The sequence below is a fragment of the Tardiphaga sp. genome, assembly GCF_028290785.1.
GTDB lineage: Bacteria > Pseudomonadota > Alphaproteobacteria > Rhizobiales > Xanthobacteraceae > Tardiphaga.
In genome coordinates, this window is record NZ_JAQGJD010000051.1 from 1 (window position 1) to 24,880 (window position 24,880).

Genomic DNA, 24,880 nt, shown 5'->3' on the forward strand with positions numbered 1-24,880 from the left:
GCACCACCATCAGGAACTGGTGCCCGACCATCGGCCGGATCAGGAAGATGTAGACCACCGCGCCGATCGCGGTCATCAGCGGCACTGTGATCAGCACCGAGACATAGGGGTCGAGCGAGAAGGCGGAATACAGCGCCAGGCACATGAACATGCCGAGCGAAATGAAATCGCCGTGGGAGAAATTGACGACGCCGGACACGCCGTAAACGAGGCCCATGCCCAGCGCCAGCAGCCCATAGGTGCTGCCGATCAGGAGGCCCTGGGCGAGGGCCTGATAAAGTTCGGTCACATCACTCTCCGATCACAAACCGAGATAGGCGCTGCGGGTGCGCGGATCGTTCTTGACCGTTTCCGCGTCGCCCTCCACCGCCACCTGACCGCGCTCCAGCACGTAGCAGCGTTTGGCGTGACGCAGCGTCAGGTTCAAATTCTGTTCGACCAGCAGGATGGTCAGGCCTTCATCGTGCAGCCTGTCGATGATCTCGAAGATGTACTGCACAAACAATGGCGACAGCCCGAGCGAGGGCTCGTCGAGCATCAGGAGCTTGGCTTCGGCCATCAGGCCACGACCGATCGCCAGCATCTGCTGCTCGCCGCCGGACAGCGAGCCGGCGCTCTGCGACAACCGTTCGCCGAGCCGCGGGAACAGCGCCAACACCTTGTCCATCTGCTGCGGACGGTTCTTGCGCGCATGCGCATTGATGCCGCCGAGCAGCAGGTTTTCGCGAATGCTCATCTCCGGAAACACCAGCCGGCCTTCCGGCACCTGGACGATGCCAAGCTCGACCCGCGCCTGCGGCGTCAGTTTCGAGATGTCCTGGCCGAGAAACAGGATGCGGCCGGACATCGGCTTCACCATGCCGGACAGCGAATTGATCAAAGTGGTCTTGCCGGCATTGTTGGCGCCGAGCAGGCCGACGATCTCGCCGGCCGCCATCGTGACATTGATATCGCGCAGCACGGCGACGCCGCCGTAGCCGGCGACGAGGTTGTCGATCTCAAGCATCGATGTGGTCTCCGAAATAGGCATCGATGACGCGCTGGTCCTTGAGGATCGCGTCGGGCGTGCCCTGCGCGATCTTCTCGCCGAAGTTGATTACCACCATCCGCTTGGCCAGTCGCATGATGACCGGCATCACATGCTCGACCATCACGATGGTGACGCCCTGCCGGTTCAACTCCTCGATGATCGCGATCGGCGCCGCGGTCTCGGCCATGGTGAGGCCGGCCATCACTTCGTCGAGCAGGATGCAGCGCGGATCGGTGGCGATGCACTTCGCCAGTTCCAGCAGCTTCTTGTCCTGCAGCGACAACGTCAGCGGCGTCTTGTTCTCCTTGCCGCCGAGGCCGACGCGGAGCAGCGCCTGCGCCGCATAATCGACGGCTTCGCGCATCGGCCGCCGCGTCAGCGCCGCGGTGGTCACCACATCGAGCGTGGTCATGTCGGCGAAGCTCTGCACGATCTGGAAGCTGCGCATCAACCCGCGGCGCACCAGACGATCCGGCGAGACGCCAGTAATGCTGGCGCCGTCGAACTGCACGTCGCCCTGGCTCGGCGGAATGAACCCGGAGATGACGCCGAACAGCGTCGTCTTGCCGGCACCGTTCGGGCCGATGATGCCAAGAATCTCACCCTGTTCGACATCGAAGCTGACCGCGTTGAGCGCGACCAGCCCGCCGAATTTCTTGGTGACGTTGGCGACTTCAAGAAATGCCACGACGCGCCCTCAGACTTTGGCGCGCGGCGGCACCTGGGCGAATTCCTTGGGGAAGACGACCTGCTGCTCCTGTTCCGGCGTCCACTGGATGAACATCGCCGAGCCGTCCTTGAGCAGGCGGTCTTCCGCGAACTGCAGGCCGTGCGGCTTAGAGACGTAGAGATTGGGATCGCCGAACGGGATGTTGACGTTCTTCAGCGCGTCGAGCAGCGCCTCGCTCTGCAGCGACTTGGCGTTCTCCAATACCTGCTGCAGCACACGGGCGGCCTGTGCATATTGCACGGCGCCCTGGCCGATCTTCTCCAGCTTGGCGACCTCGCGCAATTCCTTGACGATGGCCTGCATCGACGGGATTTTGGCGCCTTCACTGAAGCCGGTCATGCCGAAGAGGTTGCGGGTCAGCACGGCCTTGCCGATCTCGGGGCCGAGATCTTTCCACAGCGACAGGTCGGAATAGCCGCCGGTGCCGCCGCAGAAGATGCTGCCGTGATAGTTCAGGTTGTAGCGTGCCTGATGCAGCAGGATGCCGTCGCGCGGTGTGACCAGCCCAACCACCACGTCGGGCTTCAGCGAGCGGATTCGCACCATCGCCGCGGTCTGATCCTGGGCGCGGATGTCGAGCGCGGCTTCGCCGACAATCTGGATGCCGCTGGCCTTCAGCTTCTCGACCAGGAACTTGTTGGACTGCTGGCCGGCCTCGTAGTTCGAATAGGCCATCACCGCGGTCTTGATTGGAAACTTGCCGTCGTCGCGCAGCGAAATGACGAAGTCATGCATCGTCTGCGCGTAGCCGCGGTCGTAGGGATATCCCAGCGTGAACATGTAGCTCGATTGCGAGCCGCCGGCCCACACCGACAGCGTCGGGATTTTGGCTTCGTCGACCACCGGCGTCAGCGCCAGCATCTGCGCGCTGAGGATGGTGCCGGTGAGCAACTGGATCTTTTCTTCGGTGATCAGCCGGCGCGCCTCGGCAGCAGTGCGTGCCGGCTGGCTGGTATCGTCGGCCATTACCAGCTCGATCTTGGCGCCGCCCTTGCTCTTGATGCCGCCCTCGGCATTGATCTTCTTGATGATGTATTCGAACGCCGGCTGGCCTTCCTGGGCATAGGCCGCGAGGCCGCCGCTCATGGAATTGACCACGCCGATCCGGATCGCCGGCTCGGCCGCGCCCGCCTTGCGGATTAGGGGGGCGGCGATCGGGCCTGCCAGCAGCGCGGAGGCGCCAAGGCCGAATGTGCGTCGGGTGATGGTCATGTTGAATCCTCCGTTTCGACGCTTCGCTGCGGCGGCGCGTTGTCTTGTTATCGTTGAACGCCGGGCATGATAAGTCGATGCGCAGAGCGAGACTCTGTCGATTTGGGCGACCAACGTTTTTCGGAGTTAGCCGGGTTTGCGCGGTGGCGTCAAACCACAGGCGCGCTTAAGCACCTATGCAGGCCATGCATCGGCGAGGGGGCTGTCGTCACTGCGACGCGCGAAACGGGATAATCGGGCGCGGCTTCAACCGTTGCGGTCAGCGGCCACGCTCTGCAACGCTTCGAACTCGGCCAGCTCGCGGGCCTGCCCGTCCGGACCGGTGATTTCGATATCCCAGCAGCCGTCACCCAGGAGCTCTTTGGCTTTCTTGATGGCGGCGCCCGCGCTATCGCGGCGCAGCGAGATGGTCCCGGACGTATCCGTCCCCTTGACAAAAAAAGGCAAGTGAAGTCCTCCCTGCAAAGACCGCGTGCAACATTGTCGTCGCTTCGCTCTCCCATCAGAGCATAAGACTTGGCGCAACTCCAGAATTGCCGGAGCGAATCACGAGAAATTATGCAGCCGGTGCTGCCGGCGGACGCGTCAGCACGAAGAAGACGACGGTACCGACGGTCAGGAATACCGCCATGGCGATCAAGACCGCGGGCAGCCCCCATGCTGCCGCGATCGGGCTGGTCACCGACTGCATCACCGCGGTACCCAAGAAGAACGACAGGTTCACGGCGGACAGCGCTTTGCCGGTATGCTCGACCGGCGTCACCTGCCGCGTCATCGCATAGATCAGCGGCTGCACGCAGACCAGCAAGCCGATCGAGACCAGTACGGCGATATCGAACGAGGCGGGCATGAATACGACGCCGAACGCCTCGGCCAGCGGATAACCGGGCCCGCCCAGCGCCATCACCACGAACAAGGCGGCCGCCAGCAATTGCGAGACCAGCAGCAGCCGGCGACGCTGGCCGAACTTGCGATCGGCGATGCCGCTCAGCGCCGGACCGATCACCAGCGCCACGGTGAAGATCGCCAGCACGTTGCCGGCATCGAGCCGCGACAGGCCCTTGACGTTCATCAGCCACGGCCCGGCCCACAGTCCGCGCAGCACGATCTGCACCGCCAGCGACACGAAAGCGAGAATCACGATGCCGCGCAGCAGCGGCGATACGCCGAGCCGGAGCACCGTGGTCATCTCCGACAGTAGCGCCCGGGACTGGGACTGCTGCGGTCTGTCGTTGGGCACGATCAGCATGACCAGCACAGCGACCACCAGCGCCGCGGCGCCGGCGATCCAGAAGCCTGCGCGCCAGCCCCAGTGCTCGACCACGTAAGCGAGCGGACTGGACGACAGCAGCATGCCGGCATTGCCGAGCGACAGGATCAGTCCGGACCATAGCCCGAATTGCATCGGCGTCAGTCGCTTGGCGGCCAGCGCCATCGGGCACATCAGCATGCCCGACGTCGCCATGCCGAGCAGTAATTGCGCAGCGAGAAAGCTCAGCGGCCCGCGCGAAAGCGCAGCCAAGGCGGCGCCGGCGATGGTGCCGGCGAACAGCGTCAGCGCCACGTTGCGGATGCTGTAGCGATCCAGCGCGACGCCGATCGGAACCTGGCAGATCGCGAAGGAGAAGTGATAGGCGGCGGTGAGCGCCGCCAGCTTCTGCGCGGTCGAACCGAGGTCGGCTGCCATCAGGTCGATGGCCACCGCCGGCGTGGTGCGCAGCAGGTTGGACAGGATGTGGCCGCAGGTCAGGATCACCATCGCCGCCATCAGCGCGTAGCCGATCCGCGGCGCGGTCGATTCAGGGCTCTTGGTGGCCGGTTCGATGGCGCTGTTCATGGCCGCCCGGGTACGACGAAAAGGTTCGCGGAGCAAGCCGATGGCGACGCCCCCCCTCGCCCCGCACCGGGCGGGGAGAGATTAGAGCGGCGCTGCCGCTACGTCGCTGATGCCGCGATCACGATCGGGATCGACTTGTAGGCGGGGGTGCCGGACTTCGCATCGTGCTGGTCCAGCGCCACCAGCATGTTGGCTTCGGGATAATACGCCGCCACCGAGCCCTGCGCGATCTTGTAGGCCACCGCGGTCATGCCGCGTAGGGTGCGCGCCGGATTACCGGCGACCGAGAGGTCGATCCGGTCGCCATGTTGCAGCCCGCGGCTGGCGAGGTCCTGCGCGTTGACGAACACGACGTCGCGCCGCCCGGTGATGCCGCGATAGCGGTCGTTCATGCCGTAGATGGTGGTGTTGTACTGGTCGTGGCTGCGGATCGTGGTCAAGGTCAGCGCGTCGTCGGCCGATCCATCCTCATAGAGGCCGGAAAAAATAAGGAAATTCGCCTTCTTGCCCGGCGTCAGCCATTCTCGTTCGGACGCCGCATTGCGCAGGCGAAAACCGCCGGGCTCCTGGATGCGTTTGTTGTAGTCCTTGAATGCGGGAAACACACCTTCGATGGCGTCGCGGATCTTGCTGTAGTCGGCGGCCAGCTCCATCCATTTGACTTTGGTCGCCGGCAGCGCCGCCTTCGCCATCTCGGCGACGATCAGGATTTCCGACTTCAGATGCTCGGACGCGGGCTTTAGTCCGCCGCGCGAGCCGTGCACCATCGACATCGAATCCTCGACCGTGACCAGCTGCGTCCCCGAGGCTTGCACATCGATCTCGGTGCGCCCAAGGCACGGCAGGATGATCGATTCCTTCGCCATCAGTAGATGCGAGCGGTTCAGCTTGGTGGCGATATGAACCGCGAGATCGAGGCCGCGCATCGCCGGATAGGTGGTTTCGGGATCCGACATCGCCACTGCGAGGTTGCCGCCCAGGCAGATCAACGCTTTGGAGCGGCCGTCGCGGATCGCGCGAACCGCGGCCACCGCGTCGTGGCCGTGTTGCGTGGGTGGCTCGAATCCGAACACCTTCTTGATGCCGTCGAGCAGCGCCTGATTCGGCAGCTCGGTGATCCCCACGGTGCGGTCGCCCTGCACGTTGGAATGGCCGCGCAGCGGCGAGATGCCGGCCCCGGGGCGGCCGAGGTTGCCGCGCAGCATCAGCAGATTGGCGATTTGCTGCACGTTGCCGGTGCCATGGCGATGCTGCGTGATGCCCATGCCGTAATTGATGATAACGTTCTTTGCTCGCGCGTAGATCGTGCCGATCTCCTCGATCTCGCCGCGCGTGAGACCGGCGGATTTTTCGATCCGTTCCCACGACGTCGCCGCGAGATCGGCGAGCAGCGCGTCGATGCCGTCGGTATGTTCGGCGATGAAGGCGCGGTCGAGCACGCCCTCGCCACCTTCGGCGAGGCTTGCCGCGTCGAGTGCGATCACCGTCTTCATCATGCCCTTCAGCACAGCGACGTCGCCACCGACCTTGACCTGGTAATAGGCCGAGGAGAGCTGGGTCGAGCTGTTGGTCAGCATTTCCACCGGATGCTGCGGCGACATGAAGCGCTCCAGCCCGCGCTCGCGCAGCGGGTTGATCGAGACAATGGCGGCGCCGCGCTTGGCGCATTCGCGCAACGTCGTCAGCATCCGCGGATGGTTGGTTCCGGGATTGTGGCCGATGCAGAAGATCGCGTCCGCATGGTCGAAGTCTTCCAGCGTCACCGTGCCCTTGCCGACGCCGATCGATTGCGGCAGGCCGACGCTGGTCGCCTCGTGGCACATGTTGGAGCAATCGGGAAAGTTGTTGGTGCCGTATTCGCGCACGAACAGCTGATACAGGAACGCTGCCTCGTTGGAGCAGCGGCCTGAGGTGTAGAACTCCGCCATGTTGGGATCATCGAGCGCGCGCAAGGCAGCGCCAATCCGCGTCATCGCGTCTTCCCACGAAATCGGAACGTAACGGTCGCTGGCCTTGTCGTAGGCCATCGGGTGGGTAAGGCGCCCCTCATTTTCGAGGTCGTGATCGTTCCACTCCCAGAGTTCGCTCACCGTATGGGCGGCGAAGAATTCCGGCGTGGTGCGCTTGGAGGTTGCTTCCCACGACACGGCTTTGGCGCCGTTCTCGCAGAATTCGAAGGACGAGGTGTGTTTCGGATCGGGCCAGGCGCAGCCCGGGCAATCGAAGCCGTGCGGCTGGTTCATGGTGAGCAGGCCGTGGGTCTCGTTGACCACCGCCATCTGGCCGCGCAATGCACCAGCCACGGCTTTCAGCGCACCCCATCCGGCGGCGGCGCCCTGATAGTCTTCGACGCCCTCGACTTTACGCTTCGCCATCGCGAATGATCCTTACCGCAGAGGCCCATATGGCCGTATGGAGAGAAGCTACCACATCGCGCGTTCCACCAATGCCGATGACAATCACCTTTGATTGAAAGTTGCGCGGCGTTTTGCAATCGCCCCATTGGCAGTGCCAATGAGCTGTTCCGATTTTTTGGTAGGAAGCCGTCGACGCGCGCGATAGAGTGGCGCATGCCCACGGTGGGCCCGGAGCAAGCTCATGAACGCCACGCTTTCAGCCGCGGAACTCGACGATCGCATCGCGATTCTGCGCGACAATATCCGCCAGTTGATCGAGCAGGCGACAGGCGCTTCCGGCGAGCAGAACGAGGAGCGCACCGCCGACCGCCTGGCGCAGCAGAACGACGAACTCGACAAGCTCGTGGCGCAACGCGACGCGATGGAAAAATAAGGGACGGGCGCCCACATCGCATCATGCCGATGTAGGCGCCACCTTGCCGCGCAAATACGCAGAACCACGACTTTCGTCGTCTCCGCCCTGTGATATCCTCTTCATATGAACATTCAGACCAAAATCGACGCCAAGATCGACATTCGCCATTCGACCTGTCCGCATGATTGCCCCTCCGCCTGCGCGCTCGACATCGAGGTGATCGATGGCGCGACCATCGGACGGGTCCGTGGCTCGAAACAGCAGAGCTACACCGCTGGTGTCGTCTGCGCCAAGGTCGCGCGCTACGCCGAGCGCATCCATCATCCCGAACGGCTGCTGCACCCGATGCGCCGCACCGGGCCGAAGGGCTCCGGGCAGTTTGCGCCGATCACCTGGGACGAAGCGCTCGACGAAATTGCCGCGCGCTTCGACGCCGCCGAGCGCGATTTCGGGGCGCAGTCAGTGTGGCCGTATTATTACGCCGGCACGATGGGACTGGTGATGCGCGACGGCATCAACCGCCTCGCTCATATTAAAAAATACTCCCGCTTCTTCAGCACGATCTGCGCCACCATCGCCTGGGCCGGCTTCACGGCGGGGACCGGCAAGGTCGCGGGCGTCGATCCGCGCGAGATGGCGATGTCGGACCTGATCGTGATCTGGGGCACCAATCCGGTTTCGACCCAGGTCAACGTCATGACCCACGTGTCCCGCGCCCGCAAGGAGCGCGGCACGAAGCTGGCCGTGGTCGATATCTACGACAACGACACCATGAAGCAGGCCGACATCAAGATCCTGCTGCGGCCCGGCACCGACGGCGCCTTCGCCGCCGCGGTGATGCATGTGCTGTTTCGCGACGGTCTTGCCGACCGCGATTATCTCGCCAGATATACCGACGCGTCGCCCGAACTCGAGGCCCATCTTGCCACGCGCACACCGGAATGGGCGTCGGCCATCTGTGGCGTGTCGGTTGCGGAGATCGAGGCGTTCGCCAGATTGGTTGGAGAGACCCCGCGCAGCTTCTTCCGGCTCGGCTACGGCTTCACCCGCAGCCGCAACGGCGCGACGCAGATGCATGCGGCGCTGTGCATTCCCGCCGTCACCGGTGCTTGGCAGCATGAGGGCGGTGGCGCGTTCTACAACAACGCGGCGTTGTGGAAATTCGACAAGACGCTGATTGAGGGGCTCGACCTTATCGATCCCGATACGCGCCGGCTTGATCAGTCGAAGATCGGCCGCATCCTCACCGGCGATACGGAGGCGTTGCAGCGCGGCCCGCCGGTCAAGGCGATGCTGATCCAGAACACCAATCCGATGACGGTAGCGCCGGAGCAGGCGTTGGTCCGCGAAGGTTTTGCGCGCGAGGATCTTTTCGTCGCGGTGCACGAGCAGTTCATGACCGAGACCGCTTCGATGGCCGACATCGTGCTGCCGGCGACCATGTTCATGGAGCATGACGATCTGTACTACGGCGGCGGCCACCAGCATATTTCGGTCGGCGCCAAGCTGATTGATCCGCCCGGCGAATGCCGCTCCAACCACGACGTGTTGCAGGGCCTGGCGGAGCGGCTCGGAGCCGAGCATCGCGCGTTCGGAATGACGCCGCGCGACATCATCGACGAGACGCTGCAGGCCAGCGGCCGCGGCGGAATCGACGAATTGCAGGCCGACCTGTGGCGCGATCTGCAGCCGGATTTCCGCACCTCGCACTATCTCGACGGCTTTGCGCACGCGGACGGCAAATTCCACTTCAAGGCTGACTGGTCGCAAGTACCGATGCCCAATGCCGGGCTGATGGGCGCGTGGGACCAGATGCCGTCGTTCCCGGACCATTGGGCGGTGATCGAACAGGCCGACGACGCGCACCCGTTTCGTCTCGCCACCAGCCCGGCGCGCAGTTTTCTCAACACCAGTTTCAACGAGACGCCGTCGTCGAAGACCCGCGAGGGCGCGCCCAGCGTCATGATGCATCCCGAAGACGCGGCGAAACTCGGCATCGCCGATGGCGACGACGTTACGCTTGGCAATCCGCGCGGCGAGACCACGCTGACGGCGCGGATTTTTCCGGGGCTGCGCCGCGGCGTGCTGGTGGCGGAATCCGTGCACCCCAACAAGTCCCACATCAGCGGCCGCGGCATCAACATGCTCACCGGTGGCGACGCAGTGGCCCCCTATGGCGGCGCCGCGTTTCACGACAACAAGGTGTGGATGAAGAAGGCTACGGCGTAGAAATTTCTCTTCACCGCGTTTTCCGTTCCCCGGACGCTGCGCAACGCGCTGCCGCAGGCAGCGTGGTGCGCTGCAGATCCGGGGCCCCGGTTATCTGCGAACAAGAAACCGGGATCCCGGATCTGCGAAGCCGCACTTCGTGCTGCGTCGCGTCCGGGAAACGAAACTGCAAATGCGGCGCGCCTTTTACCCTGCATCCTGCAAAATCATCTCTGACGCCTTCTCCGCGATCATGATGATCGGCGCATTGGTGTTGCCCGACACCAGGTCCGGCATGATCGAGCCATCGACCACGCGCAACCCGTCGATGCCGCGCACCCGCAGGCGCTGATCGACCACCGCCAGCGAATCGTTGCCCATCCGGCAGGTCGAGGTCGGGTGATAGATGGTGCTGCCGCGCTGCCGGCAATAGGCCAGCAGGTCTGAGTCGCTGACAACTGCGGCGCCCGGTTCGACCTCATCGATGACGAATGGTTTCAGCGCCGGAGCATGCAGCATCTTTCGCAGAATCTTCAGGCCCTCGACATTGGCAGTGCGGTCCGTCTCGGTGGCGAGGTAGTTGATGCGGATCTCCGGGGGTACCGAGGGGTCGGCGCTCTTGATGCGCAGCGAGCCGCGGCTCTCCGGCCGTAGCTGGCACACTGAGGCCGAGAAGCCGGAATACGAATGCAGCGCCTCGCCCATCTTGTCGGTCGAGAACGGCAGAAAGTGAACCTGGATGTCCGGCGTCGCCAGCCGCGGATCGGTCTTGAAGAACGCGCCGGCGGTGCCCGCCGCGATGGTCAGCGGTCCGGTGCGGAAGGCGGCGTAGCGTAGCGCCATCATCGTCTTGCGGATCGGATGATTGACGATGTCGTTCAGCGTGATCTTCTGCGCGCAGCGCATCACCATGCGGACCTGCATGTGGTCCTGCAAATCGCGACCGACGCCGGGCGCGTCCATCACCACCTCGATGCCGTGCTGGCGCAGCAAATCGGCGGGGCCGATGCCCGACAGTTGCAGCAGTTGTGGCGAATTATAGGCGCCGCTGCACACTAGAACTTCCTGGCGGGCACGGGCGACGTGCGCCACGCCATGCTGCCTGTATTCGACGCCGACCGCACGACGGCCCTCGAACAGCACGCGCTGCGCCAGCGCGTCCGTCTCGACGCGTAAATGCCCCTGCTTCAGCGCCGGGCGCAGATAGGCCACCGCGGTGGAGGCGCGTCGGCCGCGCCGCGTCGTGGTCTGGAACAGGCCGACGCCTTCCTGCGTGGCGCCGTTGAAATCCGGATTGAACGGCAAGCCGGTCTCGACCGCCGCGGCGATGAAGGCGTCCGACAGCACATCGGGATGCCGCGTATCGGACACCGGCAGCGGCCCGCCGGTGCCGTGGAATTCGTCGGCGCCGCGTTGCTGGTCCTCTGCCTTCCTGAAGTAGGGCAGCACGTCATCGAAGCCCCAGCCGATATTGCCGTGCTGGCGCCAGCGATCGTAGTCCTCGTGCTGGCCGCGCACATAGAGCAGGCCGTTGATCGAACTGGAGCCGCCGAGCGTTTTGCCGCGAGGCTGGAAGATGCTGCGGCCATCGAGCCCCGGCTCGGGCTCGGTCTGGTACATCCAATTGACGGTGCGTTCTTTGAACAGCTTGCCGTAGCCGAGCGGTACGTGAATCCAGATGTTGCGGTCCTTCGGACCGGCCTCCAGCAGCAGCACCGAGTACTTGCCCGATGCGCTGAGCCGGTTGGCCAGCACGCAGCCCGCCGATCCCGCACCGACGATAATGTAGTCGAATTCCGCGGCATGGGATGAGGCGGCGCGATCGGCCGCGGTTGGACTATTCATGCTTCCCCCAGATGTTTTCTTGCAGAGAAAGCGGAATTTCCCGGAAAGTAAACAGCTACCCTGTATTGCGCCGCGCGCATTCGGCCGATGCGAAGTTTCAATGTCGTAAAATCTGTGGTTGGATTTGAGCCGCCGGCCGCGATGGGTGCATCGACCATATTGATGGGGTCGCCGATGTCAGTCGTTCGTTTTGAATGGTGGAGCGGAATACGCCAGCAGGTGTTCAGCAGCTTGCGCATTCGCGGTAGCTGGGACCGCGCCGGGCGTTATTCGGATGACTGGACGACGTCGCCGATGCAGGCCTTCGTGGCGGAGGACGGCTGCCCGGCGTGGTTCGCGGAGATCGAACTTGATCGGTCCGATTCCGATCGCGCCTTTCTGTGGGGCGTGATCGGCGACGGTCCCGCCGGGCCGGATTCGTGGCTGATACCGACCGAGGTCGCCGATGCGTCCAATACGGCCCAATTCCGCATCTTGAAGCCCGGCCAGCCCGGGGCCCGCTATCACTTCAACATCAACCGCCGCTTTGGTGCCAACAAGATTTATCCGGCCGGTGCCACGACCGCGGCGATTCGCTTTACGGTTTCCGCGCCGCGCGCGCAGGCGGTTGACCTTGTGGTCGGCGAAGCGGTCAGCGGCTACATCGCCAACGACGGAACCGGCATCACCCATGTCTTTGCCATGACACCCGGCAACAACGGCTGGCAGACTGACGACAGAGATCCGGCCTTCGCCTCCTTCGCCGACTGGGATCGCCGGCTCTACATGTTTCGCATCCGGCGCGACGATGGCACGGTCCGCTATCGCACTGATATTTTCGCGCGTGGCCAGATCGGCGGCGGCGACAAGGATCCGGAGGCGGCGCCGGACCCGAACAATCCGCCGTGGGACGGCACACGGCAGGACCTCGATGGAACCAAGAGCTGCTCCATCGTCATCGACCCTGAACGCGTCACCGCGGTGTTGAACGAAGGCGTGTTTCCGGAGACGCTCTGGCTGAGCGACGCCGAGTTCTGGGCCGACGAACACAGCCCCTTGCGCCCGGTGCCGCAGCAACTGCGCGATCTCGTCATCTACGAATTGCATGTCGAAGGGCTGGGCTTCGGTCGTCCGACGCCAGGCACCTTCGCCGATGCCATCGCGATGCTCGACGATCTCTGCACGCTGGGCATCAACGCGATCGAATTGCTCCCCACGGCCGAGGCGCAAGGATGGAGCTGGGGCTACGGTACGTCGCATCATTTCGCAACCGAATATGCCGGCGGCGGCCGCGACGAACTCAAGCACTTCGTGCGCGCCTGCCACCGCCGCGGCATCGCGGTGCTAATGGACGTGGTCTACAATCACTGGGTCGCCGACGCCGAGCGTTGCGAATGGCAATACGACAGCGCCTCGCCAGAGACCAACCGCTACTATTGGTACGAAGGCCCGGAGAACCGCTGGCCGAGGCCAGACGATGGCTACGTCGACAACGGCTCGACCGGCTTTGCGCCGAATTATCGCGATGAACTGGTTCGCCGGCTGTTCGCCAGCAGTGCGCTGGTGTTCCTCACCGAATTCCACATCGATGGCTTCCGCGTAGATCTGACCCAGGCGTTCCACCGCGACAACGTCCTGCACGGCAACGGCGCGTCCTGTCCGGACGCCAACCGCTTTGGCACCAAGATGCTGCGCGAATGGGTACGAACGCTGCGGCTGGCCAAGCCGTCGGTGATGCTGGTCGCCGAGGACCATAGCGGATGGCCGGCGATGCTCGAGGCGCAGGACACCGGCGGCATCGGCTTCGATGCAATCTGGTGGGCGGAGTGGTACCACAACCTGATCGGCGACTCGCAGAACAGCCCTGACAATGCGCGGTTGCTTTATGTCGCGGGCTTCGGCGACGACCGGCCGCTGGCGATGTCGAAGTTAGGCCAGGTGCTGATGCAGTCCAGAACCCGGGTGATCTATCACGAATCCCACGACCAGGCCGGCAACGCTTCCTATACGGAGAACGGCAAGGAGATCTTCTCCGCCCGCACCATCCAGGTCGCCGTCAACGGTCAGCTCGACGGCAACCAGCGCTGGGCCGAGGCGCGCTGCCGTGTCGTCGCCGGCCTGACGCTGCTCGCACCGGGTACGCCGATGTTCTTCATGGGCGAGGAAGTCGGCGCCCGCGAGCCCTATCGCTACAACGACTGGATGCGGCATCGCGAGGACTTCGCCACGCTCGGTGCCACGACCGGTGCCGCGCTCCGTCGATTCTATCGCGATGCGATCTGGTTGCGCCGCAGCCGCGCGACGCTGCGTGGCGTCGATGTGGCGATCGTTCACGCCCACGATACCAACCGCGTGCTGGCGTTCCAGCGCTGGCACGGCGATGCGCACATGCTGGTGGTGGCAAGCCTCGCCAACCAGGCGTTCGAGCAGGGCTATCGTTTCTCGTCTCTTTCGCTTCCCGACGGCGCCTGGCGCGAGGTGCTCAATTCCGACGCGACCATTTATGGCGGCCAAGGAGGGCGAAACGCCGGCGCGATCATCTGCAGCGGCGGCACCATCGACCTGCGCATACCGGCCGTCGGGATTGTCGTGCTCGAATATCTCGGTCCGGCCTGATACGTCACAGCAAGGAACCGGAGGGTCGCCGTCGGCATTGAGACGCATGCGCGTCACATCCGATCTCGATTCATGATTTCGTCGGCCGACAATTCGGCGGACCTACGCATCGGCACTGCCGGCTGGAGCATCGCGTCGCGCTATGCCGACCTGATTCCAGCTCCCGGCAGTCATCTTGAGCGCTACGCCAGACATCTCAATGCCGTGGAAATCAACTCATCGTTCCTCAAGCCGCATCAGCACAAGACCTATGAGCGATGGGCCAACGCCACGCCGGCGCATTTCCGCTTTGCGGTGAAGCTGCCCAAGGCCGTCAGCCATGACAACGCGCTGGCGGATTGCGGCGCCTTGCTGGATCGCTTCGTCGGCGAGGTGACGGGCCTCGGCGACCGGCTGGGGGTTCTGCTGTTGCAACTGCCGCCGAAACAGGCGTTCGACCCTAAGGTGTTCGATGTGTTCCTGGAGGAGCTCCGTGGGCGGATCGACACACCTATTGCGCTCGAGCCCCGCCATGCGAGCTGGTTCACGGCGGAGGTAGACGGCCGACTTAAGGAGCGCCGGATTGCCCGGGTCGCAGCCGATCCGGCGCGGGTGCCGGGCGCCGGCGAGCCGGGTGGCTGGCAGGGGCTCGCTTATTATCGCTGGCATGGCGCGCCGCGGGTCTATTATTCGGATTACGACGATGCGGCGTTGGCGGCGCTTCGTCACCGATTGAGCGAATCGCATCGCCGGAAAATTCCGACCTGGTGCATCTTCGACAATACCGCCGCGAGCGCCGCACTGGGCAATGCGATGGCAGTCATGCCGTAACGCAGCGGGAGGCCTTCTCCGGGGGCGCAGCGGGTGCTATCGACGGCCATTCGATATCCCCTCTCTCGCCGCAAACCGGAAATCCCATGAGTGATTTTGATCTCGTCGTCACCGGCCGCGTCGTGCTCACCGACCGCGTGCTCGAGGATGGCTATGTCGCGATTCGCGGCGGCATCGTCGAGCGCGTCGGCAGCGGCCCGGCGCCCCAGGCGAAGGCGCGGGAAGATTTCGGCTCTTCCTACGTGCTGCCCGGGGCCATCGACGCCCAGGTGCATTCGAAGTCGCAGCTCAACCAGGAGGATTTCATCTGGTCGACCCGTGCGGCCGCGGCCGGTGGCGTCACCACCATCGTCGACATGCCCTATGACGCCGGCTTCCTGGTCTGCACCGGCGATCGGGTACGGCAGAAGATCGCCGAGGCCGGTGCGCAGTCCCGTGTCGATTTTGCGCTGTACGGCACTATCGCCCCCGAGGATGGCGCCCGCCACATCGCCGGCATGGTGGAGGCCGGCGTCGCCGCCTTCAAGTTCTCCACCTTCAACACCGACCCGAAGCGGTTTCCGCGGATCGCGCCGCAGGTCCTCTACGAATGCTTTACCGAGATCGGTAAGCACGGACTGGCAGCCGGCGTGCACAATGAGAACGACGAGATGGTGCGCGCCGCCATCGCCGCGGTCGAAGCATCGGGAATCACCGACTACCGCGCCCATGGCCTGTCGCGCCCGCCGGTGACCGAGACGCTGGCAATGGCCGAGGTCTACGAGCTCGGCGCGCAGGCGGGCTGTTCCGCCCATGTGGTGCATTGCTCGGTCGGCCGCGGCTATGATTTGTGCGAGAGCTACCGCAGGCAGGGTTTCGACGCGACGGTGGAAGCCTGCATCCACTATCTCATCCTTGATGAGGAGAACGACGTCTCGCGGCTCGGCGGCAAGGCCAAGATCAACCCGCCGATCCGGCCGCGCGCCGAAGTCGAGAAGCTGTGGCAGCATCTCGCCGCCGGCCATGTCACGGTGGTCTCCACCGATCACGTCTCCTGGTCGGAGAACCGCAAGAACGATCCGGAGATGCTGAAGAACTCGTCCGGAGTGCCCGGCCTCGAAGTGCTGTATGCGCTGTTGTTGAAGGGCCTCACCGAACGCCGGCTCGACATCAGACATGCGGCGCGGCTGCTCGCCGCCAACCCGGCGCGGCTGTTCCGGATCGGCCACCGCAAGGGCGCCATCGAGCCCGGCCGCGATGCCGATCTCGTGGTCATGGCGCATGCGCCGCACCGCTACGACCCCGCCGCCTCCGGCCACAACTTTGTGACCTGGAGCCCCTATGCCGGCATCGAGCTGCCGTATCGCCCGGTCGCCACCTACCTGCGCGGCGAGCAGATCTTCGACGGCACGAACGTCACCGCCGAAGCCGGCAACGGCCGTTTCGTGCGTCCGCCGCGGCTTGCCGCGCGCGCCAGCTAAAGAAAGAAGCCTGTGCTCCCCTGGAAATTGATCGATACCGCGGACGTCCCCGGTGGTGGCGTGCAGCTGCGGCTGATGCAGCGCGGCGACGAATTCACCATCAAGCTTGGTCAGAACGAGCTGATGAGCAGCCGGCTGTTCGGCTCCGAGGAGGCGCTTGCGACGCTGACCTGCTTTCGCATCAAGGCGCTGGCGGCCCCGAGGCTGCTGATCGGCGGCTTAGGCATGGGATTTACGCTTCGTGCGGCGCTGAAGGTGCTAGGGCCGCAGGCGAAGATCACCGTGGTCGAACTGGTGCCGGCGATCGTCGCCTGGGCGCGAGGGCCGATGTCGGAGATGTCCGGCGACTGCCTGGTCGATCCCCGCGTCGAACTGCGCGAGGCCGATGTGGTGCAGGCCATTGCCGCGGGGCGCGGACAGTATGATGCGATTCTGCTCGACGTCGATAACGGCCCGGAAGGGCTGACGCGAAAATCCAACGATGCGTTGTACGATCTGAAGGGCCTGCAGGCGGCGTATGCGGCACTGGCCCCCGGCGGCATCCTGGCGGTGTGGTCGTCATTTCCCAACGACAAGTTCACCAAGCGACTCGGCAAGGCCGGGTTTGCCGCCGAAGAGGTCAAGATCCGTGCCACCGGCAGCCGTGGCGGCGCGCGCCATGTGATCTGGATCGCGACGCGGCCGGCATCCTAGCAGCGTCGCCGCAGGTACAAAAAGCGACACCCGCCGATTCGCATCGGCGGGTGTGATTTTCGGGTCCGATGGACTCGTGGCTTAGTAATTATAACTGCGGCGGCCCGGCCGGCGCGGTTCGGGCTGCGGATTGAACGCGATCACCGGATTGACGATGCATTGCACGCCGCGCCCGGAAGCCGTTGCCTGGCAGGCCTGATAGCTTGGATATGAGCAATCGGTACCGAACGCCTGTGACTGGATGCAGTAAGGATAGGTCGGGGCGGCCGAAGCCTGGCTTGAGGCAGCGGCCGTCACGGTACCAAAGGCCAGCAGGGCGAGCATCATATTGCGCATGTTCATATCTCCTCCGCGGCTGCGGTATCAGGTTGTCAGGGAGGGAACGGGGCCGATGATAGTATGTTCCCGCGGACGCCGGCCGATCCCGGTATCGTGATGGTTATACCACGTCGCTCGCGGGAGCGAGATAGCCGCGGTGTCGCATTGGATCATTCGACCTTGACGCCGGCGGCCTTCACGACCTTCTCCCACTTCTCAGTTTCAGCGGCGATCATCTTGCCGAACGCTTCCGGCGTTCCGGTCAGCGGATCGCCGCCCAGTTCGATCAGCTTGGCCTTGGTTGCCGGCTCCGCCAGCACCGCGTTGATCTCGCTGTTGAGCTTGGCGATAATTTCCGGCGGCGTCTTCTTTGGAGCGCCCATACCGAACAGCGCGCTCGCCTCATAGCCCGGCACGGAATCGGCCAGCACGGGCACGTCCGGCAGCAGTTCCGAGCGCGCCGCCGTGGTCACCGCCAGCGCACGCAAGCTACCGGCGCGGATGTGCTGGATGATCGATGGCATGTTGTCGAAGATCACCTGCACCTGACCGCCGAGCATGTCGGTGATCGCAGGCGCGGCGCCGCGATAGGGGATGTGCTGCATCTTGGCGCCAGTCATCATCATGAACATTTCGCCCGACAGATGCACCGAGGTGCCATTGCCGGACGACGCCATGTTGATCTTGCCCGGGTTGGCTTTCACATAGGCAATGAATTCCGGAACCGTTTTCGCCGGCACGTCCTTGGCAACCGTCATCACGTTGGCGGTGCGGTTGAACGCCGCCACCGGCGCAATGTCGCGCAGGAAATTGAAGCTGAGCTTGGCGTACAGCGTCGCATTGATGTAGTTGGCGGGATTGACCAGCAGTACGGTGTAGCCGTCCGGTTCCGCATTCACCACCGACTCGGTGCCGATGTTGTTGCCGGCGCCGGGCTTGTTTTCGACAACGAATTGCTGGCCGGTCCGCTCCGAAAGCCGCTGACCGATCAGCCGGGCAAGGATGTCGGTGGCGCCGCCGGCGGGGTAGCCCACCACGAAGCGCACTGGCCTGGTCGGATAATCCAGCGCCGCGGCGCTGCCCGAAAAACCAACGACGGAAACCAAGGTAGAAAAGCCCATCGCCATCATTGCGACCGCGGCGCGACGTGTAGCCATATTATTCTCTCCCGGCTGCCGCGACTTGTCGCGCGGGTCAGCATGTATTGAATTGACAACGGCGCGTTGTATCAAACAATTCAACTATCGGCCAGTGCGGCCAAAAGTCTGGTGAATGTCGCGCCCGCCGGCTCCACTGCACAGGAAACACGCATGTCCGTCACCGTCACCGCGCTCGATCATCTCGTCCTCAACGTGGCCGACGTCGAACGCTCGGCCGCCTGGTATGGCGAAGTGCTGGGCATGGCCATCAAGGTGTTCGATCCCGGTCACGGCAAGACGCCGCGCACCTCGGTGAGTTTCGGCGCCCAGAAGATCAATTTGCGCCCGGTGAATGCCGATAAGGTCGAGTGGTTCACCGCCGACCACGAGATGGCCGGCAGCGACGACCTGTGCTTTTTGACCTCCGCCTCGCCCGATGTGGTGGTCGCGCATCTCAAGGCCTGTAACGTCGTCATCGAGGAAGGGCCGACGTCCAAGCAGGGCGCCCGCGGTGTGTTGCGCTCGGTGTATTGCCGCGATCCCGACGGCAGCCTGATCGAAATTTCGTCTTACGAAATCGGCTGAACCGTCCGACGCCGCCGCGCACTCCGCAACCATCCGCCTTTACGCGGCCACACTCTCGCCGAGATAGTTGATCGCGGCCTCGGTGCCGCCCTTGCCGTGCGGAATGCCGAGGGCCTGCAGGCCCATCTCGATCACGCCGAGGGTGCCGAGAATCATCGGCGCATTGACGTGGCCCATATGGGCAATGCGGAATGCTTTGCCGGAGAGGTCGCCGATCCCAACGCCGAGGATCACGCCGCACATGTCCTTGCAGTAGGCCAGTAACGGCGCCGGATCCTTCATCGCCACGGTTGTTACGGTGTTGGAACGTTCCGTCGGCTCTTCGATGTTGAAGCCCAGCATCTGGCCCTCCGACCATACGGCGACGGCGCGGCGCACCGCTTCCGCGAGCAATTGATGCCGCCGAAACACGTTTTCCAGCTTCTCGTCGAACAGCATGTCGATGGCCTGGCGCTGAGCGAACAGCAGGTGCACCGGCGCGGTGCCGGAATATTTGTTGTAGTGCTCGGGTCCCTCGCGCCCGGTCCAGTCCCAGTACGGTGTGCGCAGGCCGGCGGTCTTGTGCACGGCGCGGGCGCGGTCGTTGGCGGCGACGAAGCCGAGCCCGGGAGGCGCCATCAGGCCCTTCTGCGAGCCCGACATGGCGACGTCGATGCCCCACGCATCCATCTCGAACGGCATGCAGCCCAGTGACGCTACGGCATCGACCATGAACAACGCCGGATGGCCTGCTGCCTTGATCGCGCGGCCGATCGCCTCGATGTCATTATAGGCGCCGGACGCGGTGTCGACCTGCACCGCCAGCACGGCCTTGATCTCATGTGTGGTGTCGGCGCGAAGCCGCGCCTCGACTTCCGCCGGGCGGATGGCGCGGCGCCAGTCGCCCTTCAGGCCCTCGACATCGACGCCCATGGCGCGCGCGGCATTGCCCCAGCCGACCGCGAAGCGGCCGCTCTCCAGCACCAGGATCTTGTCGCCGCGCGACAGCACATTGCTGAGCGTGGCTTCCCACGCGCCATGGCCATTGGCGATGTAGATGTAGGTCTGGCCCTTGGTCGCGAATAGCGTGCCGAGGTCGCGCAGCAGGCTGGCGGTCATCTGCACCATCGTGTCGGAATAGATGTCCAGCGCCGGGCGGTGCATGGCGCGCAGCACTTCGTCGGGCATCGTGGTGGGACCGGGGATGGCGAGAAACTCACGCCCTGCGCGAACGACCATTATTTGTCCTTGTTGAGAGCACGCCATGGCGGGATGACCGGGCGAAGGTAGGGTTTGATGGATGCCGCAGCCACGCGCGAAATTCAAGGCACAGCCGCGTCATTTGCCGAGCGCGGCGGCGATCGCGGCGAATATCTGGTCCTTGATCTCGGTGGCCGGCGGGCTCGGGATCGTGACCGCAGGATCACTGCGCTTCTGGCACGCCTGCACCAGCCGCAGGATCCATACTTCGCCGTCGGTGTAATACGGGTCGCCGCCGCCGTTGCGGCCAGCCACGGTCGGGCCGATGCCCGTCACCTGGTATTTCGCCTCCACCATGCCGGCCGTGTCGAGGTCGCCGGACAACACGCTTCGTTCGGCGTCGATATCGGCCGATATGTGATGCGTGATGGCGCCGGTGTAGTTACTGATGCCCACGCTGCGGTCAAAGGTGGCATCGCCGAGCCATACCGGGCGATCCTCCTGGCCCTTGTCCAGCACCTTCCAGAATCGCACGTGGTGGCGATGATCGGCGCTGCGGCCGGACGGCTTCTCGAAAGCGAGATCCTCGCGGCGTCCGAGATAAAACAGTGGGCTGACCGGCGCATCCTTGTAGGGACGATCCAGCAGCACGCTGCCGGCAATCTCGATCGACGAACGCAAGGTGACGGGATCGGCGGGATACCAGCCGGCTTCGTGCATCGCGCACAGCACGTCCTTGCTGTCACCGATCAGGCCGACATTGATTGGATCGCCGGGAATGCCCTGCGCCGTCAGGGTGGTCATCGGCAGCCCGGCCAGGCGCTGCTGGTGCTCGTAATGGGTCCAGAACAGCGGCAGCAGGAAGTAGGCGAGCATCCCGTAGGCGATCAGCAGATAGGCCGTCACTCGCAGCGTGCGGTGAACGCGGCCCCGTCTTCGTTTCGGATGCGTATCAGTGTGATCGGCGGTCAAACGTCGCGCTCTCGGGCCTCGGATTCAGAGAGCGTAGCATGTTGCATCCTGGCGTACTGTCGCTCCGGCAGCGGACAAAGACCGTGCGCGCTATCGTTTGGTCTCGCGGCAGCCGGCCGCCTCGGCTTCTTCCACCGAGCAGAACCAGCGGGTGCCCTTGCTGACCTTCATGCTGATCTTGGCGTACCAGCGGCTCTGCGGCGTGTGATAGATGCAGACGCCGGCGCGGTTGACGTTGCCCTTGATATTGCAGGTTGGCGACGGCGCTACCGGCCCCGAGGCCGACGCCAGCAGGATGGCGATAGCGTTGTCCGGCGGCTTGACCGCACCCAGGATAGCGGTCTTCTTGTTACGGACGCGCCAGTCCCAGGGCGCGATGAAGGCGCCTTCCCACAGCCCGGCCTTGGCCTCGCGCGCGGTCGCCTCGTCGGCATCGTAGGCGTGCGAAAACCGCACATAAGACAGCGCCCAGCCGCTCTTCACCATCCACTGCGAGATGTCCTCGCCATCGACCTCGCATTTGGCCACCGAGCGGCCGAAGCGGTCGGTGCGCTGCACATGGCAGGTCCAGCTCTTGTCGCCGACATGCTTCGCCAGCGCCTCATGGGCCGCGACGCCGCAGCTCCAGCGCTCGCCGGTGGCATTAAGGCAGAGTTGGTCCTGAGAGGGGGCGTCGATGCCCGCAAGACGAACGCGGGTGTTGCCGAAAACAACCTGATCGCCGTCGCGGATCTTCGGCGCGCCGGTGACATCGGCGGCCTGTGCCAAAGTGGGCAGGCACAGCGCCAGAAGCGCAAGGCAAAATTTGTTCAGCATCGATGGGACCATTCGGCGCGACTGGACTACGGGAATGCGGACAGTGCGGGCATTTCGTTTCACAAGCCAGCGCGGCGGCTTCAACTTCACGCGATGAACTGGCGATCAGATGCTCTTTGCATTGCCGCAAGTACAATCGGCGCGCGCCGCAGCTGATGGCGGTTGGCCGCTTGGATCGTTGGCGATACTGACGTCTCGCTCTTCATTGCCAAGTACGGCCCGTGGTGGGGCAGCACGCGCTCACCCGTGTTCTCTGCGCTGAGGCCGTCGTCCCTCACTAAGCGTTCCCACGCCGGTTCCCGTTCTGGAACCTAAGTCCCCGAGAAACCGACAATATTGCGTACTTCCCGTCGAAAACGGTATCTCGGAGTGCGCAGGTGGCTATTCGCGCATAGTGCGTCAGTAACTCTGTCTTAAATTCAATCGCTTACCGGTTGCCCTGGCGCCCATGAGGGGTTAACAACAGGTTTGCTGCGGTGCCGCAAATTGAGCGCAATGGTTGCTCATGAGTTCAGCACCCCCTCAAACCTACATCGGCGTTCGCGCGACTGAAGCGTTGCGCTTGAACGATGACCAGGAATGATTGTCATGAACGTACGGCAGTTTCGCGTATCCCGTCGCTCGATCACCATCGCCGCTGCTTTTGCCGGCCTGGTATCGCTGGCGCTCGGTGCCCATGCCGCATTCAACAAGCGTTCGCTGGACGCCGCCACGGCTGTCAGCCTCAAGGAAGCCGCCGTTAGCGGGAGTGCGCGTGTCGCGCTGGTGATCGGCAACGGCCATTATCCCGATGCCCACGCGCCGCTGAGCCAGCCGATTAACGATGCGCGCGCCATGACCGCAGCCCTGCGCCGCGATGGCTTCGACGTCGAGGTGGTGGAAGACGCTACCCGCGACGACATGGCCCGCGCCGTCGAGCGGCTGAAGTCCAAGATCACACCGGATTCCGTGGTGATGCTGTATTTCGGTGGCTTCGGCGTGCAGGTCGGCCGCCAGAGCTTCATGTTGCCGGTCGATGCCGCGATCTGGAAAGAAGGCGACGTTCGCCGCGACGGCACCAGCGTCGAATCGATCCTTGATGCCATGAAGGAACGTGGCGCTCACGCCAAGCTGGTGGTGATCGACGCCTCGCGCCGCAATCCCTATGAACGCCGCTTCCGCGGCTACTCGCGTGGCCTGGCGCCCATCTCAGTGCCGGACAATGCGCTGATCCTGTCTTCGGCCACGCCGGGCAAGGTCGCCGAAGACGCCGAGGGGCCGACCAGCCTGCTGGTTACTGAGTTGCTGAAGAACCTCAATGAAAAGCCCGTGGGCGCCGAGGCGGCGTTCAGCAAGACCCGGGTCGCCGTGACCAAGGCGTCCGAGGGCGAGCAGGTTCCGGCGGTGTCCTCCTCGCTGGTGGATGACGTGCCGTTCGGCGCCGCGGTCGCAGCCCCCGCCGTCAAGGCCGGCAGTTAGTCTCCTAACGAACTGGTTATTTCGGACCCGCACTTGCCGCCACCGGCCGCACCGGATCGCCTTCGCGCAGCAAGGCGCCGGCGCGGGCCACGACCACGTCGCCTTCGGCCAGACCTTCGCGAATCTCGACGCGCCCCGCGGACATCAGCCCGACCTCGACGCGGCGGGCCTCGACGCGCTGGCGTCGCACCACCTGCACCACCGTGCCGCCGGTGCCGTACAAGATCGCCGTCAGCGGCACCGCGATGCCGCAGCTCTCGCCGGTCTTGATCATCGCGCGCGCGTAGGCATTGCTCATCAGCCGCCGCGCCGATGTGATCGACACGGTGACCTGGCCGAGCTGGCTGTTCGGCTCCACCGTGGCGCCGATGCGGCGCACCTTGCCATCCAGTTCGCCGGTGCCGATCACTTTGATCTTCACCGCCTGGTCGACCTTGAGCTTGGGCAGGTCGCGGGTCGGCACCTGACCGATGAAATCAAATTCGCTGCGCGGGATAATGCTGAACAGCGCCTCGCCTTTGCCCGACGCAATGGTCCCGACCACCGCCGTCGATGCGCTGATCAGACCGGCTACTGTCGCCTGCACCTGCAGCGATCCGCCTTCCGGCGGGGTCAGCCGGGCCAGGATCTGGCCGGCCGTGACGGTTTCGCCGGCATCCACCAGCACCTCGGCCACCCGCAGGCCGGGGCGGTCCGGCCGGATCGAGACTTCCTCTTTCGGGGTCAGGATTCCCGACACCTCGACGATATCCCAGAAACAGGATTTTGCCGCGGTCAGCACGGTCACGGCGGCGCCCTTCGGGGCCTCCGGCTCGTCGGCGGCGCAGGCCGGCAGGCACAGCGCGGCGAGCAGCAGCGAGGTCAGCGTCGCGGACAGCCCGAGCTTAACAATGGGGAAGATCGGCATGGTCATTTCACCTTCTGACCGATCACCGGCGGCGGCGCGTCCGGGCGGTCTTCCTCCCCGCTCGAAATCAGCAGCTTCTTGCCGTAGCGCCAGGACAGTTCGCCGACGTCGTCCATCATCATGAACATCGCCGGCACGAAGATCAGCGACAGCACGGTGGAGAAGATCAGGCCGCCGATCACCGCGAGCGCCATCGGCGAGCGGAATTCGCCGCCGGCGCCCCACGCCAAAGCAGACGGCATCATGCCGGCGGCCATGGCGATGGTGGTCATCACGATCGGTCGCGCCCGCTTCATGCCGGCGTCGATCATCGC

The 24,880-nt window shown here is 64.4% G+C and carries 23 protein-coding genes and 1 pseudogene; 8 read left to right on the forward strand and 16 right to left on the reverse strand.

Annotation, left to right across the window (positions count from 1 at the left end):
• The 7 genes and pseudogenes from JWR89_RS02740 to JWR89_RS02770 all read right to left on the reverse strand — a co-directional run.
• Positions 1–289 (reverse strand): annotated as a pseudogene (locus JWR89_RS02740) (branched-chain amino acid ABC transporter permease); the annotation flags it as partial.
• Positions 290–301: 12 nt separating this feature from the next.
• Positions 302–1,006 carry an ABC transporter ATP-binding protein gene (locus JWR89_RS02745; RefSeq protein ID WP_299711518.1) on the reverse strand — a complete coding sequence of 235 codons (705 nt, stop codon included), beginning with the start codon at positions 1,004–1,006 and terminating at the stop codon, positions 302–304.
• Positions 999–1,718 (reverse strand): ABC transporter ATP-binding protein, encoded by a 720-nt coding sequence (locus JWR89_RS02750; protein WP_299711520.1) that lies wholly within the window; start codon positions 1,716–1,718, stop codon positions 999–1,001. Before JWR89_RS02750 ends, JWR89_RS02745 begins: the two co-directional genes overlap by 8 nt.
• A gap of 9 nt (positions 1,719–1,727) precedes the next feature.
• Positions 1,728–2,972 carry an ABC transporter substrate-binding protein gene (locus JWR89_RS02755; protein ID WP_299711523.1) on the reverse strand — a complete coding sequence of 415 codons (1,245 nt, stop codon included), beginning with the start codon at positions 2,970–2,972 and terminating at the stop codon, positions 1,728–1,730.
• A 246-nt stretch (positions 2,973–3,218) separates the two neighbouring features.
• A complete protein-coding gene (locus JWR89_RS02760; protein ID WP_299711525.1) occupies positions 3,219–3,419 on the reverse strand; it encodes a hypothetical protein in 201 nt (66 codons plus the stop codon).
• 109 nt (positions 3,420–3,528) lie between these two features.
• Entirely contained in the window at positions 3,529–4,809 is a 1,281-nt protein-coding gene (locus JWR89_RS02765; protein WP_299711528.1) for an MFS transporter, read from the reverse strand.
• 98 nt (positions 4,810–4,907) lie between these two features.
• Complete coding sequence (locus tag JWR89_RS02770) at positions 4,908–7,184, reverse strand: FdhF/YdeP family oxidoreductase (protein ID WP_299711530.1); 2,277 nt, start codon at positions 7,182–7,184, stop codon at positions 4,908–4,910.
• Between the two features lie 223 nt (positions 7,185–7,407).
• On the opposite strand from JWR89_RS02770, the gene JWR89_RS02775 reads away from it, so the two are divergent.
• Both JWR89_RS02775 and JWR89_RS02780 read left to right on the forward strand, forming a co-directional pair.
• Positions 7,408–7,599 carry a hypothetical protein gene (locus tag JWR89_RS02775; RefSeq protein WP_299711533.1) on the forward strand — a complete coding sequence of 64 codons (192 nt, stop codon included), beginning with the start codon at positions 7,408–7,410 and terminating at the stop codon, positions 7,597–7,599.
• Between the two features lie 105 nt (positions 7,600–7,704).
• Complete coding sequence (locus tag JWR89_RS02780) at positions 7,705–9,810, forward strand: molybdopterin oxidoreductase family protein (protein WP_299711535.1); 2,106 nt, start codon at positions 7,705–7,707, stop codon at positions 9,808–9,810.
• 186 nt (positions 9,811–9,996) lie between these two features.
• On the opposite strand, the gene JWR89_RS02785 is transcribed toward JWR89_RS02780, so the two are convergent.
• Together JWR89_RS02785 and JWR89_RS02790 are read right to left on the reverse strand one after the other, a co-directional pair.
• Positions 9,997–11,634 carry a choline dehydrogenase gene (locus JWR89_RS02785; protein WP_299711537.1) on the reverse strand — a complete coding sequence of 546 codons (1,638 nt, stop codon included), beginning with the start codon at positions 11,632–11,634 and terminating at the stop codon, positions 9,997–9,999.
• Positions 11,631–11,873 carry a hypothetical protein gene (locus JWR89_RS02790; protein ID WP_299711540.1) on the reverse strand — a complete coding sequence of 81 codons (243 nt, stop codon included), beginning with the start codon at positions 11,871–11,873 and terminating at the stop codon, positions 11,631–11,633. Before JWR89_RS02790 ends, JWR89_RS02785 begins: the two co-directional genes overlap by 4 nt.
• Here JWR89_RS02790 and JWR89_RS02795 point away from each other — a divergent pair.
• The 4 genes from JWR89_RS02795 (at position 11,854) to JWR89_RS02810 (ending at position 17,192) form a co-directional block, all read left to right on the forward strand.
• Positions 11,854–14,229: an alpha-amylase family glycosyl hydrolase gene (locus JWR89_RS02795; protein ID WP_299711542.1), complete on the forward strand. Its 2,376-nt coding sequence runs from the start codon at positions 11,854–11,856 to the stop codon at positions 14,227–14,229. The two genes, JWR89_RS02790 and JWR89_RS02795, sit on opposite strands and share 20 nt — an antisense overlap.
• 72 nt (positions 14,230–14,301) lie before the next feature.
• A complete protein-coding gene (locus tag JWR89_RS02800) occupies positions 14,302–15,039 on the forward strand; it encodes a DUF72 domain-containing protein (RefSeq protein ID WP_299711544.1) in 738 nt (245 codons plus the stop codon).
• An 86-nt stretch (positions 15,040–15,125) separates the two neighbouring features.
• A complete protein-coding gene (locus JWR89_RS02805; protein WP_299711547.1) occupies positions 15,126–16,499 on the forward strand; it encodes an amidohydrolase family protein in 1,374 nt (457 codons plus the stop codon).
• Between the two features lie 12 nt (positions 16,500–16,511).
• Positions 16,512–17,192: a spermidine synthase gene (locus JWR89_RS02810; RefSeq protein WP_299711549.1), complete on the forward strand. Its 681-nt coding sequence runs from the start codon at positions 16,512–16,514 to the stop codon at positions 17,190–17,192.
• An 81-nt stretch (positions 17,193–17,273) separates the two neighbouring features.
• On the opposite strand, the gene JWR89_RS02815 is transcribed toward JWR89_RS02810, so the two are convergent.
• Positions 17,274–17,528 (reverse strand): DUF3551 domain-containing protein, encoded by a 255-nt coding sequence (locus JWR89_RS02815; protein WP_299711552.1) that lies wholly within the window; start codon positions 17,526–17,528, stop codon positions 17,274–17,276.
• 152 nt (positions 17,529–17,680) lie between these two features.
• Complete coding sequence (locus tag JWR89_RS02820) at positions 17,681–18,667, reverse strand: tripartite tricarboxylate transporter substrate binding protein (protein WP_299711554.1); 987 nt, start codon at positions 18,665–18,667, stop codon at positions 17,681–17,683.
• Between the two features lie 153 nt (positions 18,668–18,820).
• Here JWR89_RS02820 and JWR89_RS02825 point away from each other — a divergent pair, with 153 nt between their 5' ends.
• A complete protein-coding gene (locus tag JWR89_RS02825) occupies positions 18,821–19,234 on the forward strand; it encodes a VOC family protein (protein ID WP_299711558.1) in 414 nt (137 codons plus the stop codon).
• Positions 19,235–19,273: 39 nt separating this feature from the next.
• Here JWR89_RS02825 and JWR89_RS02830 read toward each other — a convergent pair whose 3' ends face one another.
• The 3 genes from JWR89_RS02830 to JWR89_RS02840 all read right to left on the reverse strand — a co-directional run bounded on the left by JWR89_RS02830 (position 19,274) and on the right by JWR89_RS02840 (position 22,201).
• Complete coding sequence (locus JWR89_RS02830) at positions 19,274–20,452, reverse strand: aminotransferase class V-fold PLP-dependent enzyme (RefSeq protein ID WP_299711561.1); 1,179 nt, start codon at positions 20,450–20,452, stop codon at positions 19,274–19,276.
• A gap of 99 nt (positions 20,453–20,551) precedes the next feature.
• Positions 20,552–21,289 carry an LssY C-terminal domain-containing protein gene (locus tag JWR89_RS02835; protein ID WP_299711576.1) on the reverse strand — a complete coding sequence of 246 codons (738 nt, stop codon included), beginning with the start codon at positions 21,287–21,289 and terminating at the stop codon, positions 20,552–20,554.
• A 186-nt stretch (positions 21,290–21,475) separates the two neighbouring features.
• A complete protein-coding gene (locus tag JWR89_RS02840) occupies positions 21,476–22,201 on the reverse strand; it encodes a thermonuclease family protein (protein WP_299711564.1) in 726 nt (241 codons plus the stop codon).
• Positions 22,202–22,789: 588 nt separating this feature from the next.
• On the opposite strand from JWR89_RS02840, the gene JWR89_RS02845 reads away from it, so the two are divergent.
• Complete coding sequence (locus JWR89_RS02845; protein ID WP_299711567.1) at positions 22,790–23,659, forward strand: caspase family protein; 870 nt, start codon at positions 22,790–22,792, stop codon at positions 23,657–23,659.
• 16 nt (positions 23,660–23,675) lie between these two features.
• Here JWR89_RS02845 and JWR89_RS02850 read toward each other — a convergent pair whose 3' ends face one another.
• A complete protein-coding gene (locus JWR89_RS02850; RefSeq protein WP_299711570.1) occupies positions 23,676–24,572 on the reverse strand; it encodes an HlyD family efflux transporter periplasmic adaptor subunit in 897 nt (298 codons plus the stop codon).
• The coding region (locus JWR89_RS02855; RefSeq protein WP_299711573.1) for an efflux RND transporter permease subunit at positions 24,569–24,880 on the reverse strand (312 nt) is incomplete at its 5' end. The genes JWR89_RS02855 and JWR89_RS02850, both read right to left, overlap by 4 nt.

What these genes read in the sequence shown, in the direction of transcription:
- JWR89_RS02770 (WP_299711530.1), bottom strand. Translation starts at nt 7,184, where the DNA reads ATGGCGAAGCGTAAAGTCGAGGGCGTCGAAGACTATCAGGGCGCCGCC.
- JWR89_RS02820 (WP_299711554.1), bottom strand. Translation starts at nt 18,667, where the DNA reads ATGGCTACACGTCGCGCCGCGGTCGCAATGATGGCGATGGGCTTTTCT.
- JWR89_RS02790 (WP_299711540.1), bottom strand. Translation starts at nt 11,873, where the DNA reads ATGCGCAAGCTGCTGAACACCTGCTGGCGTATTCCGCTCCACCATTCA.
- JWR89_RS02830 (WP_299711561.1), bottom strand. Translation starts at nt 20,452, where the DNA reads ATGGTCGTTCGCGCAGGGCGTGAGTTTCTCGCCATCCCCGGTCCCACC.
- JWR89_RS02780 (WP_299711535.1), top strand. Translation starts at nt 7,705, where the DNA reads ATGAACATTCAGACCAAAATCGACGCCAAGATCGACATTCGCCATTCG.
- JWR89_RS02840 (WP_299711564.1), bottom strand. Translation starts at nt 22,201, where the DNA reads ATGCTGAACAAATTTTGCCTTGCGCTTCTGGCGCTGTGCCTGCCCACT.
- JWR89_RS02835 (WP_299711576.1), bottom strand. Translation starts at nt 21,289, where the DNA reads ATGCTCGCCTACTTCCTGCTGCCGCTGTTCTGGACCCATTACGAGCAC.
- JWR89_RS02765 (WP_299711528.1), bottom strand. Translation starts at nt 4,809, where the DNA reads ATGAACAGCGCCATCGAACCGGCCACCAAGAGCCCTGAATCGACCGCG.
- JWR89_RS02850 (WP_299711570.1), bottom strand. Translation starts at nt 24,572, where the DNA reads ATGACCATGCCGATCTTCCCCATTGTTAAGCTCGGGCTGTCCGCGACG.
- JWR89_RS02755 (WP_299711523.1), bottom strand. Translation starts at nt 2,972, where the DNA reads ATGACCATCACCCGACGCACATTCGGCCTTGGCGCCTCCGCGCTGCTG.
- JWR89_RS02815 (WP_299711552.1), bottom strand. Translation starts at nt 17,528, where the DNA reads ATGCGCAATATGATGCTCGCCCTGCTGGCCTTTGGTACCGTGACGGCC.
- JWR89_RS02775 (WP_299711533.1), top strand. Translation starts at nt 7,408, where the DNA reads ATGAACGCCACGCTTTCAGCCGCGGAACTCGACGATCGCATCGCGATT.
- JWR89_RS02845 (WP_299711567.1), top strand. Translation starts at nt 22,790, where the DNA reads ATGAACGTACGGCAGTTTCGCGTATCCCGTCGCTCGATCACCATCGCC.
- JWR89_RS02805 (WP_299711547.1), top strand. Translation starts at nt 15,126, where the DNA reads ATGAGTGATTTTGATCTCGTCGTCACCGGCCGCGTCGTGCTCACCGAC.
- JWR89_RS02745 (WP_299711518.1), bottom strand. Translation starts at nt 1,006, where the DNA reads ATGCTTGAGATCGACAACCTCGTCGCCGGCTACGGCGGCGTCGCCGTG.
- JWR89_RS02800 (WP_299711544.1), top strand. Translation starts at nt 14,302, where the DNA reads ATGATTTCGTCGGCCGACAATTCGGCGGACCTACGCATCGGCACTGCC.
- JWR89_RS02785 (WP_299711537.1), bottom strand. Translation starts at nt 11,634, where the DNA reads ATGAATAGTCCAACCGCGGCCGATCGCGCCGCCTCATCCCATGCCGCG.
- JWR89_RS02825 (WP_299711558.1), top strand. Translation starts at nt 18,821, where the DNA reads ATGTCCGTCACCGTCACCGCGCTCGATCATCTCGTCCTCAACGTGGCC.